Annotated in this window: 15 protein-coding genes; 3 read left to right on the forward strand and 12 right to left on the reverse strand. The window is 67.0% G+C overall.

From position 1 onward, the window contains the following. Nucleotides 1-245: 245 nt before the first annotated feature. The 10 genes from Y900_RS24825 to Y900_RS24875 form a co-directional block, all read right to left on the reverse strand. Nucleotides 246-749: a hypothetical protein gene (locus Y900_RS24825; RefSeq protein WP_036345102.1), complete on the reverse strand. Its 504-nt coding sequence runs from the start codon at nt 747-749 to the stop codon at nt 246-248. 147 nt (nt 750-896) lie between these two features. Beyond that, complete coding sequence (locus Y900_RS31130; protein WP_081845227.1) at nt 897-3,329, reverse strand: phage/plasmid primase, P4 family; 2,433 nt, start codon at nt 3,327-3,329, stop codon at nt 897-899. Nucleotides 3,330-3,593: 264 nt separating this feature from the next. After that, nucleotides 3,594-3,866 carry a hypothetical protein gene (locus Y900_RS24840; protein ID WP_036345104.1) on the reverse strand — a complete coding sequence of 91 codons (273 nt, stop codon included), beginning with the start codon at nt 3,864-3,866 and terminating at the stop codon, nt 3,594-3,596. A gap of 172 nt (nt 3,867-4,038) precedes the next feature. Further along, nucleotides 4,039-4,272 (reverse strand): hypothetical protein, encoded by a 234-nt coding sequence (locus Y900_RS24845; protein WP_036345106.1) that lies wholly within the window; start codon nt 4,270-4,272, stop codon nt 4,039-4,041. A 96-nt stretch (nt 4,273-4,368) separates the two neighbouring features. Then, on the reverse strand, nt 4,369-4,671 hold the full coding sequence (locus Y900_RS24850; protein ID WP_036345107.1) for a hypothetical protein: 303 nt from the start codon (nt 4,669-4,671) through the stop codon (nt 4,369-4,371). Next, nucleotides 4,668-5,570, reverse strand: coding sequence for a tyrosine-type recombinase/integrase (locus tag Y900_RS24855; RefSeq protein WP_237752639.1), 903 nt, complete (start codon nt 5,568-5,570; stop codon nt 4,668-4,670). The genes Y900_RS24850 and Y900_RS24855 overlap by 4 nt, the downstream gene beginning before the upstream one ends. Nucleotides 5,571-5,639: 69 nt before the next feature. Continuing rightward, complete coding sequence (locus Y900_RS24860; RefSeq protein ID WP_051660247.1) at nt 5,640-6,110, reverse strand: limonene-1,2-epoxide hydrolase family protein; 471 nt, start codon at nt 6,108-6,110, stop codon at nt 5,640-5,642. Further along, nucleotides 6,100-7,899: an N-acyl-D-amino-acid deacylase family protein gene (locus Y900_RS24865; protein WP_192827545.1), complete on the reverse strand. Its 1,800-nt coding sequence runs from the start codon at nt 7,897-7,899 to the stop codon at nt 6,100-6,102. The genes Y900_RS24860 and Y900_RS24865 overlap by 11 nt, the downstream gene beginning before the upstream one ends. A gap of 66 nt (nt 7,900-7,965) precedes the next feature. After that, a complete protein-coding gene (locus tag Y900_RS24870; protein WP_036345112.1) occupies nt 7,966-8,856 on the reverse strand; it encodes an SDR family oxidoreductase in 891 nt (296 codons plus the stop codon). Between the two features lie 14 nt (nt 8,857-8,870). After that, nucleotides 8,871-9,383 (reverse strand): flavin reductase family protein, encoded by a 513-nt coding sequence (locus Y900_RS24875; protein WP_036347733.1) that lies wholly within the window; start codon nt 9,381-9,383, stop codon nt 8,871-8,873. Nucleotides 9,384-9,450: 67 nt separating this feature from the next. Here Y900_RS24875 and Y900_RS24880 point away from each other — a divergent pair, with 67 nt between their 5' ends. Then, nucleotides 9,451-10,371 carry a dienelactone hydrolase family protein gene (locus Y900_RS24880; protein ID WP_036345114.1) on the forward strand — a complete coding sequence of 307 codons (921 nt, stop codon included), beginning with the start codon at nt 9,451-9,453 and terminating at the stop codon, nt 10,369-10,371. On the opposite strand, the gene Y900_RS24885 is transcribed toward Y900_RS24880, so the two are convergent. Continuing rightward, nucleotides 10,368-10,718: a hypothetical protein gene (locus Y900_RS24885; protein WP_202807781.1), complete on the reverse strand. Its 351-nt coding sequence runs from the start codon at nt 10,716-10,718 to the stop codon at nt 10,368-10,370. The genes Y900_RS24880 and Y900_RS24885 overlap by 4 nt on opposite strands. Nucleotides 10,719-10,820: 102 nt before the next feature. On the opposite strand from Y900_RS24885, the gene Y900_RS24890 reads away from it, so the two are divergent. Further along, entirely contained in the window at nt 10,821-11,957 is a 1,137-nt protein-coding gene (locus Y900_RS24890; protein WP_036347737.1) for a glycosyltransferase, read from the forward strand. Nucleotides 11,958-11,997: 40 nt separating this feature from the next. Further along, nucleotides 11,998-12,414 (forward strand): hypothetical protein, encoded by a 417-nt coding sequence (locus tag Y900_RS24895; protein WP_036345116.1) that lies wholly within the window; start codon nt 11,998-12,000, stop codon nt 12,412-12,414. Here the strand turns inward: Y900_RS24895 and Y900_RS24900 are convergent. Then, nucleotides 12,367-13,677 (reverse strand): cytochrome P450, encoded by a 1,311-nt coding sequence (locus tag Y900_RS24900; RefSeq protein WP_036347739.1) that lies wholly within the window; start codon nt 13,675-13,677, stop codon nt 12,367-12,369. The two genes, Y900_RS24895 and Y900_RS24900, sit on opposite strands and share 48 nt — an antisense overlap. Nucleotides 13,678-13,693 lie beyond the last annotated feature (16 nt).

A 13,693-nucleotide genomic window follows, 5' to 3' on the forward strand; every position in this document is an offset into this window, starting at 1 on the left:
CGGCCGCCGGGGTGGCTTCGGCGCCGGATCTGTGCGGCGATCGGGTGGCAGCACAACGCGTTTGTACTCCGACAGCGGCAAATCAACGTGTGGCAGCGCACCTTTTCGGCGCGGCCGCGGCGGAGGTCCACGCCGCGGTGAAGGGCTGTCTGCCAAAGTAACTGGAGGTGACTCGACCGCGGGCACCTGATCTGGTGGCTGCGCACGACGTCGCCGCCGGGTGGGTTTATGGCCGCGTCGGCGAGTCATTGCCCGGCGATCCAACCAGCTGCATCCGTCGCGTTAACGGTCCCGCAGTACGTATCCGTACCTAGCCCCTGGCCGGCGGGGATCCATCCGCCGTTGTGGAGTTCGGCCGCGTAGACCGCTCGGAGTTCCCCGGCGCGTTCTTGGACGATTACCGCCGGGCATCGTGTGGCCACGCGCGCACCGTCAACGGAGCGAAGAGCATCGGGGCTATTCCAGCATGGCGCCTCACCCAGGACCCGCAACTGCGCCAGCACGTCGTCTACGATCGCGGCTTCGGTGGCCTTGACGTCGTCGCGGCCGTCCGCCCGGGCAGTGTCCAGAACATCCTGTCCTTGTTGCATCAGCTCGGTGCGCCGAGCCGCCAGCCGATCGACGACGCCGGCGGGTTGGCCATCCCACGCCGGCGGTTGCCACAGGTTCATCCATTGGCCCTCTTCAAGTGTGACGGCGCCGATGACGCGCCATTCCTCGGCCGTAGCCGACGATTTCTCATCTGTCATTTCGTTGTCCTTTCGTTTCGTTGCCACCCGCGTTCCGACGAGCCACGGCTCTGCAAGTAGTGCAAGTAATTCCCGTACCTTTCGATGCGCGCCCGCGTGAGGGTGAACGTGAATTACTTGAGTTGCTTGCAGAAGGCTGTCTGAGAATCACCGTTCACCTGCCCAAATCGTGTCGGAGTCGGGTGGTGCTTGCGGTCGCGGCGCGATCCCTCGTCTAGGCATACCGCGCGAGGATTGGTCAGCGGGAAAGCCCTTGCTGTCCAGCGTGCGACCGAATGCGACCTTGCTCCCGGGAGGAAGCCCTTCACGTTTGGCGAACCTCTCCCACGATTCGTAGAGCATTTTCGTGGTCGCAGACAGGCCAGGTGCGAGGAGGCATTCCTCAGCGACAAAGCGGCCGATGCTGTCGCTGTCGCACCGATATACATTGGTGGCTACTCGGACTGCGTCGGGTGTGTCGAGACTGTCTGCGCCGCGGTAGGCGGTCCATCCGGCCACGATCCACGCCAGCACCGCGTCGGCCTCCATTTGCAGTCGTTGCGGCAGTTGGTCGTCTCGGTCGGCCGCGGGGACGACCACATCGAACGGGATGACTCGGAGGCGTCGCCAGACAGCTTCCGATCCGTCGTCGACGGCGGGCAGATGGTTGGTCGCCATGAACATTAGCCAGGACGGTGAGAACTCGATGAAGTCGCGGCGCATGTAGCGGGCTTTGATCCGGTCGCCGCCGCTCATTCGTTTTGCCAGCGCGATATCGAGTCCACGTCCCTGTTCGGTCTCCGCGATTGTGACGAATCGCCGCCCGCGCAGATCGGCGACGCCGGTGGGGTGGCTATCACCGCGCTTCACCATCAAAAGAGCTGGATCCGCGGTGGCGGCATAGTCACCCAGAGCCCACGAAATCGCTTCCAGCAACGTAGTTTTTCCGTTCGCCCCGGTACCGGTAAGGATCGGCAGAATCTGCTTATCGCCGGTGACTTTGCCCAAAAGCGCTGTGCCGATGAGTCTCTGCAGATAGGAGCGCACCGCGGCGTCGGGCAAAACCTCATCGACGAAGCGATCCCATGCGACACCTGCCAGTCCCGAGTGATAGGCGCTGCGGGTGACTTTTGTGATCCGGTCGGAAGGGTTGTGGGGCCTTAGTTCCATTGTTCGTAGGTCGGCGGTGCCGTTGGTTGCGTTGAGCAGCCAGGGATCGGCGTCGACATCGTCTGTGGTGGAGGCGAATTCGGATAGCGCTGAAGCGATGGACAGCACGCCGCGGATGCCCGGGTCGGACTCGCATTTGCGGATGTCAGCCGTTAGCTCTTTGTCCCTCAACGCTTCATCCCACGAGGTGCGCAGTGTGTCGAGGACTGCCCGGACCGCGGCGGCGTTGCCAGGGTCGTAGGCGAACCGTTTGCCGTCCCAGAAGTGCCAGCCGATCCCTGCCACGAAAAGCAATCGGCCGGCGTACTGCTTTGAGAGCCGGTATGCGATGCGTGCCTGTCCGCGATGGATCTCGTCCACTGCGGATACGGCGGCCGCAGTGTTGGCGGCACTCGGAGTTGCGCCAGCGTTTTTCTGCGCCGTGAAGGCGGGGGCGGTGTTGATGCTCTTGCCCCACGCGCCGGGGGATGGCTCGGCGAGGAGTCGGGCGGCACGCTTGTTGGTGATGTACCGATCGAATTCGCGGGTGGCTTCGTCGTGGGTGCGGGAGCCGTCGCGGGTGACGGCGGCGACGAACAGGGCCCGCAGTCCGAGCAGGGCGTTGTAGACGCCAGTCTCTCCGTCTTTGCCGAACCGCAGCAGGGCCAGAACATGGTCCCTGGTGGTGTCGTGGCGTGACGTCGCATCGCCGGTGTTGCAGTCGCGGATCGCTTCGGCGAGCCGTTGCGCAACCCGCGGTGACGGGTCGCCGGTGGTGAGGCAGTCTTTGACATCGACGGACCCGTCGAGTGATCCAAGGTCGGGGCCGGGCTTGGCGCACAAGCCTTCGATCCAGGCGGCGGGGAGTTCGGCGGTGATGTCGTCGACGTTGGGGACGCCGATGATTTGCAGGTCGTGGTTGAGCCACCAGTAGGTGTCGCCGCTGTCCTTGTGCACCGAGGGCCAGACGATGGCGTAGCGGTGGACGCGGCGGATCGTTTCGATGTCGCCGATCTGTAGGTCGGGGAATCCGATGCGGTCTTCGAACGCGATGTCGGCGGGCACCCGGAAGAACCGGATACCGGAGATGGGGTCGCCGAGGCGGCTGGTGGATCGGATGGTCGGTGGTAGCGGCCCCCAGCGGCGTTCCGCTTCGGCGAGGGTTCGGCCGCCGGTCTTGGGTTCGTAGGCGTCGACGTCGATACCGATGATGCCGTCCGGCAGGCGCAGGCACAGGTTGCCGTCGGGGTAGAGCTCCATGTACTGCATGAGGTCCGGATAGGAGGGGTCTTCGCCGTCGTATCCGGTGCGGCCGCCGGGCGGCGACTTTTTGGTCCGCCGCCGCATCGGCAGGACACCACGCCAGCCGCCGTCCCAATAGATCGGGGCGGCGTCGCCGTAGCCGACGACGCCGTCGTCGGACGGTGCATCGCGGTTGCGTGACGCGGTCATCGCGGCAGCCCATCGAGACGGAATTTCGCGGCTTCGGTGTTCAGACAGCTGAGATGCGCTGGGCGGCCTGCCGGATCTGTCTGCCCGGCGACGACACCGCGCCGGCAGATGCTGCAGCGGGGTTGCCGGATCTTGCCGGACCGCGCCGCATGGGCTGGTGAGACGTTTCTCGACGCGCCGCCGCTAGACTGAGGAGACGATCCGTTTGGCGCGGGTTCGGTGGTGACGGGAGTCTTGGCGTGCGGCCGGGGCTCCCGTTTCCATTCACTGGGCGGTGACATCAGGACCGCGCAAGCTGAAAGGCTTGCAGGCTCGTTCGAGGACTTCTGACTCACGGCTGAAGGTTCCGAGGAGTTCGATCAGCCGCTGACGATCGGCGTCGTCGAGCGGCCAGTTCCGCCTGATTTCGCGCTCGAGCCGGGCGGCGTGAAGTCGGTGGCGCGCGGCGATGACGTCGGGATGGTTGGGCGGCCGATGTTGGGAGAGCGCGGCATAACTGCCGAGAGCTTCGGCGACTTCGGTGCGCGGTGTTGGCACGGCGGTCCTAGGGCATGCGGCGTTTAGCGGCCTCGGTGTTGCCGTTCAGGAGCCCCGCCGGGCTCGTAGACGCTCTGACTCTATACCAACCAGGTTGGCAATTTTGCATTGACTCGCCGACGAGTTCATCTGGGGCACAACAGGTTATGTCACGATCGTGACATCGGAATCATCATGCTGCACCGCCGCGACGACGGCGGGCGGCAGCGGACTTAAGTGCCAGCCGGGCGAAGAACGCTTTGCGCAGGTGCGCGGCGCGCACCGGATCGCCATTGGCCTCGGCGAGGAACTTTTCATCGAATGCTTTGCGCCCGTTGACAGTTCGGGCGGTGCGGTCTTCGGTGTTGGCCCAGGATGTATGGGCGGCGAGTTTCGCGCGTAAGACTCGCTCGGACGGGGGAAGCATGCTTGCGGGCACCTTTCAACCGGCGCGAAGCGCTTCGCCTTCGCCGGGTGCCCAAATTCACGGGCTAAGCATGCGGAGCCCTATGCTACCCGTGCGTCAGACGTAAATTTTTCGCAGCGCGCGGTCCCACACCAGCCGGCGCGCCGCAGCGGCCTTGGCGATCTCTCCGGCGAGCGCCGAACCGTCGGGCAGCACCGGGCGCGGGTCGCACTGGCATCGCCCCGAATTCCGCCAACCCCCGTCATCGCTCATCGTGCAGTCCGTGCAGTCGGGATCATGTCCCCAGTAGACGGCCGTCAGCTTGCCGCACCGCTTGCAGATAGCGGCGACGGTCGAGCGGTCGCAGAAGAACCGGTGCAGGTCGGCAGCGGCCCGCTCGGATGCGGTCTCGCCGTTCACAGGGCGCCCAGATTCAGCCCGCGTGCTTCCTCGGCTGCGCGCTCGGCGGCTGACGCCGCGACGTAGCGATCCAGCATCTCGCGGCTACTCCAGCCTGCGACGGCCATCAGACCGCCCTCGGAGCCACCCGCCCGCAGCCAGCGGGTCGCGGCGGTGTGCCGCAGCTTGTGCACGTGAAAGCCCGCCACACCGGCTTCCGCAGCGCGCCGCCGCAGCGTCTTGGCCAGCGCGTAGTAAGAGAACCCCGGCGCTTGCGCGCCGATGAATAGTTGCGTGTTGTCGGGGTGGGCGCGGGTACGGCGCACCCGCAGGTAGCGGTCCACCGCCGCCGCCACCTGCGGCGAGTAGGGCACGATGCGGCCCTTCCCGCCCTTGCCCTTGGTGACGGTTGCCAGCTGCCGGTTGAGATCCAGGTCGTCCAGCTGCAGGGCCACAAGCTCATTGGCGCGCAGGCCCGTCTCGGACATGAGCCGGATGATTGCCTCGTCTCGACGGTCCCGCAGCGACTTGCTGGCCTGGCACGTCTTGAGTAGTCGGCGCAAGTCGTCGTCGGTCAGCGAGTCGGTCACCTTCGTCGCGATCTTCGGCGGCGACAACCGCTCAATGGGGTTGTTGGGCAATAGATCCTCTTCGGCCAGCCAAGCACCGAACCGTTTCAGCCCGCCCAGCCATGTCGTCGCCGTGGTGGCCTGTAGACCGGAGTCCAGCAGATCGGCCAGCCACGCCTGAACATTGGCCTTCGTCAGCTCTGCAGGCGTACCGGTGTCGGTGCACCAACGCAGGAAGCGCTCGACGCCCAGTCCGTAGGTCGACAGGGTCGCGTCAGACTTGCCTTGCGCGCGCAGGGCACGTTTCCAGGTCGGCACTTCGGCGGCAAGGTCCAGCAAATTTTCGGCCACACACATAGTGTGACATGGTGCGTTGTGCTAGGCGACTAACGCCCGAGAATCACTCAAGAATGGATCGCGTCAGATCAACCCGGTTGCATCAAACATCCAGCTCATATCTGCTTTTGCCAGATCCTCAAGCCACGTGGGCGGCGCGAAGCTGGTCAGCCCATTCATGTCCCAGTAGTCCTTCCACAGCGTGATCTTGCCGTCGACGACCTTGTGCACGGTGACGAAGCTCAGCACGCCCTGCTCGCCGGTTGCGAATGTCCATGTCTCGGAGTGCTCGTACATGGTGTCCACACCGTTGCTCACCAGCACGCCGTCGTGGTTCTCGTAGCCGGCCAGCGGCTCGAGCCCGATCTTGAGCCGCTTGACGATGTCCTCGGGGCCGCGTGCTGCGGCGATCGGGCCGACCGGCATGTCGACGTAGATGCAGTCGTCGGACAGGAACGTCTTCAACGTTTCCCAGTCGCGGTTCGACAGTGCCTTCCACATGCCCAACACGGTCTGAGCCACATCCGTGGGTACCGCAGAAGTGTCAATTGACATGTGCGAGCTCCGTTTCCGTCGTCGCCGTCGTTCCGGGTGCCGCCGTCGCCCGGCCCACCCGCAGGAAACTGCCGGTCCGCTCGGATCCGAGCACGGGCGTCGGTTCGCCGTCGCGGACCACCGCACGCCCGCCGATCAGGACCAGGTCGACGGCGTCGTTGTTGCGGTTGACCATCCGGGGCAGGCCGTCGTACTGCTCGACGGGATGCTCGGCGTAGTCGTCGAGTTGGCTGTCGAGGCGCTTGGGATTGATCACCACCAGATCGGCCCGATCGCCGACCCGCAGGTGGCCGGCGTCGATCTGGTACCAGTCGGCCAGCTCACCGGTCATCCGGTGCACGGCCTGCTCGACCGACATGAAGGGGCGGCCCGTGCGATCGGCGTCGCGCACATGACGCAGCAGCCGCAGACCGTAGTTGTAGAACGCCATGTTGCGCAGGTGCGCACCGGCATCGGAGAAACCCATCTGTACACCGGGGTCGCGGGCGAGTTTCTTGAGGACCTCGGGCCGGTGATTGGAGATCGTGGTGCGCCAGCGCAGCTTGGTGCCGTGCTCGAGCACCAGATCCAGGAATGCATCTACCGGATGCAGTTCGCCCCGGTCCATGCCGACCTGGCCGAAGGACTTGCCCACCACCGTCTCATCGGGGCAGGCGACGATCTCGGCGTCGAAGAAGTCCCGGTGCCACACCCGCACCCCGAACTTGGTGTCGTAGTCCTTGCGGAACTGGCGGCGGTAGGCCTCGTCGGCGAGCAGCGCGTTGCGCTCGACCTCGTCGCGCAGGTGCAGTGCGGCAGCACCCGACCCGAACTCCTCGAACACCACCAGATCGATGCCGTCGGCGTACACCTCGAACGGGACCGGCAGGTGCTGCCAGCGGAAGTCGCCGCCCAACTTGTTGGCGACCTTGGCCAACGGACCCATGATCAGGATCGCGAATGGATTGGCCTTGACGTCGGCCGCCGACAGCAGGCTGGTCTTGAGCTTGTCGCGCAGAACCGGAATCGATTGCGCCACTTGCGATAGCAGATTCAGCGGGTTCTGGATGTCCGGCCCGGACTGCAGTACGCGGCCGCGCTTGCGCAACAGCGACTTGAGCCGGCGCAGCTCACGCGGCTTGGCATAGGTCGACGGGAGCGTGCGCGACCGGCAGGTTTCGCCGTCGATCTTGTCGAACAGCAGCTGCTGCGACGACAGACCGACGAAGCCGGCGTCCAGCGCTTCGGCGAGCATGCGTTCCATCTCGGCTTGCTGAGCAGCGCTGGGCCGCACATCTTCCCGGGTCGCGCGGTCCAATCCCAGGACTGCGGTTCGCATGTCGGAGTGACCGATGAACGCCGCGATGTTGGGTCCCAGCGGCCGGGACTCGAGGGCTTGGACGTACCCCTCGGCGGTGGTCCACGTCTTGGCATCGTCGATCGCGGCGACGACGTGCTCGCGCGGGATCGCCTCGACGCGGCCGAACAGGTCGCCGGCGTCGCTGCCGCCGACGTGGATCGTGGACAGCGAGCAGGACCCGAGCAGGACGGTGGTGACACCGTGGCGTACCGACTCCGGCAGGCCGGGGCCGCCGAGCACCTCGACGTCGTAATGAGTGTGGACGTCCACCATCCCCGGCAACACCCACCGGCCGCCCGCTTCGACGACGTCGTCGCAGCCGGTGACGTCGAGGGGGCGCAGGCTGACCGCCGCGATACGGCCGTCGCGAATGCCGATGTCCCGGATCCCGGACGGGGCACCCGTTCCGTCGAACCACCGGCCGTTGCGGATGATTGTGTCGTAGCTCACGAGCGTCAATAGAACCGTTTGCTTGCGCGAGTGTCAACGATTTAGTGGACACTTTCTTCGATCTGTTTACTCCATGTGTGCCCAGGCATCCGGCTGTCGCCCGTCGACATCGACGAAGCCGTACGCGCGTGCCAGATCTGCTGCGGACACCGACCGCTGATGCCAGCGCGACCTGTCGTCGTCCGCGGCGATCGCCGCGATGGCGCGGCCCACGTAGCGTGGCGTTTCCGATTCCGCGAAACCCGGCGGTGCGTCCGCATCTCGCCAGTTCTCCTCGGTGACGCCGAAGTGCTCGAGCATGATCTCCGAGCGCATCCAGCCGGGTGTGACGGCGACGGCCGTCGCGCCGTACGGGGTCAGCTCGTGACCGAGCGCGAAGGCCATCCGGTTGACCGCAGACTTGACCGCGTCGTAGAACACCGAAATGCGATAGTTCGCCGCGTTGTATTCGGCTGTGCCATCCGTCATTTCGATCAACAGGCCCCCTGGTCGCTCGACCATCAGCGGCAGCAGGGCGTGCGCGGTGATCAGGTGGGTGTCGATGCCGAGGCGGAGGATGCGCAGCCCGTCGGCGATGTCGAGTTCCCAGATCGGGCGGTTCCACTGCGGCGGCTCGCCCTTGAGGATCTCGGCACCCCAGATGTCGTTGACCAGCACGTCGATGCGGCCGAACTCCGACCGGATCCGGTCGGCCAACCCGCGCACCTGGTCGGGGTCCAGGTGATCGACCTGGATCGCCACCCCGGTGCCGCCGAGGTCGTCGACCAGCGCAGCCGTGCCTTCGATGGTCTCCGGCCGGTCGTAGTCGGACCCACCGCGCCCTGTGACACTGCTGCGGCCGGTGCAGATGACGGTCGCGCCTGCCTCACCGAGTGCGGCCGCGATACCGCGCCCAGCACCCCGGGTGGCACCGGCAACGACAGCGATCCGGTCCGCGAGCGCAGCGCCTGACGACATGGGCCCCAGGCTAGTCATGCCTCGTGGCCGGGCTCCAGGTCCTTGACGTCGGTGAACGTGACGAGATCTCCGAGTCGCTCGGGCGCGGCCCCGGCCACCGGCTCGGTCAGGTGCCCGACGTGGTCGCCCAGGTCGAAGCGCTCGAGAATCCGTCCGGCGAACCATGCCGAGGAATCGGTGAGGATGGGCAGACCCTCGGGCCCGTCCTGCCACCGGCAGCGGCTGAACTTGTCGACGCGGTCGCCGGTCTGGCTGCCGAACAGCCGCGCCAGTTCGCGGTGCTCCTTGGCCAGCAGGTGCACGGCCAGATGTGTCGCGCCTTGGGCGGCGACTCGATAGGTGTGGTTCTTCTTGGACAGCCCGACCAAGAATCGGGACGGATCAATCGACACCTGGCTGCTGAAGCCGACCAGGCAACCCGCGCGCCGATCACCGACCCGGGTTGTCACGACGAACATCGGATAGTCCAACAACCCGACCACCCTGTCGAACGCCTCGGACTCAGCCGGTACGTCGCGGTCTGCCATGCCTGCACCTCCGGTGATGATCGTTGGCTTCAGCTCACGCTTACCCAGAAGGCGCATACTCGCCTAGGTGACTCCCTTGCAGCGCTACATCGCCGAAGAGATTGCCACGGATCACGTCGACGGCCTGCTGAGCCGCCGCGAGGCGCTACGGCGGCTGGCGCTGCTGGGCGTCGGCACCGCAGCTGCCAGCGCGCTGATCGCCGCCTGCTCCACGGAGAACTCGAAGGAGAAACCGACGACCGCGGCGTCGTCACCGGCGACATCCACGCCGCCGTCCGCAGCGCCGCCGCCCGGCATGGCCACGGCGTTGCCCACCGAGCCCATCACGTTCCCGGGCGCGCACGGGCAGCTGCAGGGCGCTTGGGCGCAGGCTGCCAGCCCGCGCGGCGGCGTGCTGGTCATCCACGAGAACAAGGGCCTCAACGACTGGGTGCGCACCGTCGCAGGCAGACTGGCCGGGATCGGCTACTCCGCGCTGGCCATCGATCTGCTCTCCGAGGAGGGCGGCACCGCCACGTTCACCGATCCGGCGGCCGCGACCGCGGCGTTGGGCACCATCCCGCCCGAGCGTTTCGTCGCCGACCTCCGGTCCGGGCTCGACGAAGTGGCGCGCCGGACACCCGGCCACAAGCTCGCCGTCGTCGGGTTCTGCTTCGGCGGCGGACTGGTGTGGCGACTGCTGGCCGCCGGCGAGTCCCGGCTTGCCGTCGCCGTGCCGTTCTACGGTCCGCTGCCCGACAACCCGGATTTCGCCGGCTCGAAGAACGCGGCAGTTCTCGGCTTGTACGGCGCGCTCGACCAACGGGTCACATCCTCAGAGCCCGCGGCCAAGGCAGCGCTGGATCAGGCGGGCCTGGTCAACGACCTGATCGTCGAGCCCGACGCCGACCACGCGTTCTTCAACGACAGCGGTCCGCGCTACAACCCCGTCGCGGCCGCCGATGCGTGGACCCGGGTGCAGGACTGGTTCACCCGGTATCTGGCCTAATCGTCGAGCCGGACGGTGACGGTCACCCGCCCGCGCGGATCCCGGGTGGCGACGGCGTGGCCGGAACGCTGCGCGCCGCCGAGCAGGATGGTCAGCGGGGCGCCCGCGCCGGTGAAGTTGCGCCACCACTTCTTGCCGTCCGGCATCGCGACGCCGATGAGGATGTCTGAGCCGCGACGGCGGTAGCCGACCGGCAGCACCACACTGCGGCCACTGCGCCGGCCGGTGTAGCGGATCTCGGTCAACCCCAGCCCGACGATGCGGCCCCACCGCGGCGAGGTGATCAGCGCAGTGGCACCGCGATTGACCGCAGCGGACGCCGCGCGGAACACATCCGAAATCTGCACGTCACCAACGCTAGACCACGTGGGGCTGTTCACCGCGTGTTCAGGACGCAGAGGGTCGGGGGTCGCCATCCGCACATCGCCACACGATCGGATACGGCCATGATGAGGGTCGCGCAGGTCGCGAACTTCTACGGCCCCCGGTCCGGCGGCTTGCGTACGGCGGTCGACCGGCTGGGTGCGGAGTACTGTGCAGCCGGCCATGAGGTGTTCCTGATCGTGCCCGGATCGACGGCCACCCACACCACGCTGCCCAGTGGCGTCACCCGAATTGCGGTGCCCGCCAGACAGATTCCGTTCACCGGTGGCTACCGCGCGGTGATGCCGTCGCCGGTGACCATACTGCTTGAGCGGTTGGCGCCTGATGCCATCGAAGTGTCGGACCGGTTCACCCTGCGCTCGCTGGGCCGGTGGGGTGCGCGACAAGGCGTCACCACCGTGATGATCTCGCATGAGCGACTCGATCGCCTGACCGGTCAGATCATGCCAAAACGGCTGGCTCGCCGGATCGCCGACCTGGCGAACCGCCGTACCGCGGCGAACTACGACACGGTGCTGTGCACCACCAGTTTTGCGCGCGAAGAGTTCGACCGCATCGGGGCCACGAATGTGATGACGGTGCCGCTGGGTGTGGACCTGGACATGTTCCATCCGCGCCGGTTCTGCACGCGCACCCGTAACCGTTGGGCCGCACCGGATCAGGTGCTGCTGGTGCACTGTGGTCGACTGTCGGTGGAGAAGCGCGCCGACCGAAGCATCGATGCGCTTGCCGCGCTTCGTGATTCGGGTGTAGATGCCCGGCTGGTCATTGCCGGCGATGGACCGATGCGGGCGCGGCTGCAGCGCCAGGCGGCGCGGCTGCCGGTGGATTTCACCGGTTTCATCGACTCGCGTAACGCCGTTGCCACGCTGCTGGCCTCTGCTGACGTCGCATTGGCGCCGGGTCCGCATGAAACGTTCGGCTTGGCCGCGCTGGAAGCGCTGGCCTGCGGGACACCGGCGGTGGTCTCACGCACCTCCGCATTGTCGGAGATCCTGACCTCCGACAGTGGCGCATGCGCTGACAACGATCCGCATGCTATCGCCGCGGCCGTCGCCGGGGTCATCGACCGCCCCGAGCAGCACCGGCGGTATTGCGCCCGGCGTCGGGCCGAGACGTTCACCTGGCCGCGGTCGGCGGCGGGCATGCTGACGGCGCTCGGCGGTTTGGCCCATGGCCGCGACGGGAACGCCGTCAATTGACAGTGCCGTATCGGCGGCCCGCCCCACTGAAGGAGCCAGCATGGCCTCGAACAATGTCGTGTGGATAGTCATCGCCGTACTCGCCGCGCTGATCGTGATCGGAGCGCTTGTCTGGGTCGGTCGTAAACGCCAGATCAGCCGCAGAGTCGCGCAGGCCGACGAAATCCGCGAGGAGGTCCGCCAAAAGGAGGTCAAGGTGCAGCGGCGCGAAGCTTTGGCGGATGAAACCGCAGCCAAAGCCCGTGCGGCGCAGGCCGAAGCGGAAGCCAAGGCGGCCGAAGCTGCCCGCCTGCAGGAAAACGCCGAGAAGCATCGCACCGAGGCCGCCGCTCACCGAGACGAACTCGACGAACGCGCTCAGCACGCCGACGCACTCGACCCCCGGGTCTCCGACGACAATCGGGCCGAGTCAGTCGCGCGAGGAGATCAGGCCGGGCGCGCCGAGGCTGACCGGTAACTCGGCCCAACCGCGCAGCACCCTGGTGTCGCGGCGGCTGCCCAACCCGGCGAGTTGCGCCTCGGGGAAATGCGTGAAGAAGCGTCGCAGACCCACCTCGCCCTCGGCCCGCGCCAGCGCCGCACCGAGGCAGAAGTGCCGTCCACCCGAAAAGGCAAGGTGTTTACCGGCATTCGGGCGGCTGACGTCGAAGCGGTGCGGGTCCTCGAACACCGCCGGATCGCGGTTGGCCGCGGCGAGGTAGATCGCCACCATCTCGCCCGCCCGTACCGTGGTGCCGGCCACCTCGGTGTCTCGCAGCGCGATCCGCGCCGACAGCTGCACAGGCGACTCCAGGCGCAGGATCTCTTCGACCGCGCCCGGCCACAGCGACGGATCCTCCTGCAGGCGCGCCAGCTGGTCGGGCGAGTTGAGGAGCAACCGAATTCCGTTGCCCAGCAGGTTGACTGTCGTCTCGAACCCGGCAGCGAGCACCAGCCCGGCGATGCCCGCGAGTTCGCTCTCATCGAGATGCTGACCCTCGTCCGAGGCGGTGATCAGCTGGCTCATCAGGTCGTCGCCGGGATGTTCGCGGAGCTGTCGCAGGTGCGCGGCCAGCCACAGATTGAACCCGGCGAGGCCCTGCTGCACCCGCTGGTACTGCGACCAGGTCAACCCGACATCCAGGCTCGGCGCGGCAAGCTCCCCGAACTCCAGGATCCGCGGTCTGTCGGCCTCCGGGACGCCGAGGATGTCGCCGATCACCGACACCGGTAACTGCGCACAGTACCGCTCGACGATGTCGACGACGCCGGGGCCGTCGGACAGCTGGTCGAGCAGTTCCGCCGCGGTGTCCTCCACCCTGTCGCGCAGCGCGGTCACCGCGCGCGAGGTGAACACCGACGAGACCGTCTTGCGGTACCGGGTGTGCTCGGGGGGCTCGACGGCCAGCAGAGACGGCGGCCGCAGCGGATGCAGCAGGTCGTCGCGGGTGCGGCGTTCCACCCAGCGCAGCGGCTTGGGCAGGTTGCCGCCGAGGATGATCACCCGGAAATCGTCGGAGCGCAGTAACTCGTGGGCCACCGCGTGGTCGAGGGTCAGGTAACCCAGTCGGGTGGGCAGCATCGGACCCTGCGGACGCATCTCTTCGAAGAACGAGACCGGGTCGACGCGCACCGCCGGATCGAACGCCATCCTGGCCTGCGGGTCGCCGCGACGGGCCGCCGCACTGGCCGCCGCCCGGATCACGCCGTGCATCACCAACCAGTGCACCCGCTGCTTCATGTCCATCACGCTACGA

The sequence above is a fragment of the Mycolicibacterium aromaticivorans JS19b1 = JCM 16368 genome, assembly GCF_000559085.1.
Classification (GTDB): Bacteria; Actinomycetota; Actinomycetes; order Mycobacteriales; family Mycobacteriaceae; genus Mycobacterium; species Mycobacterium aromaticivorans.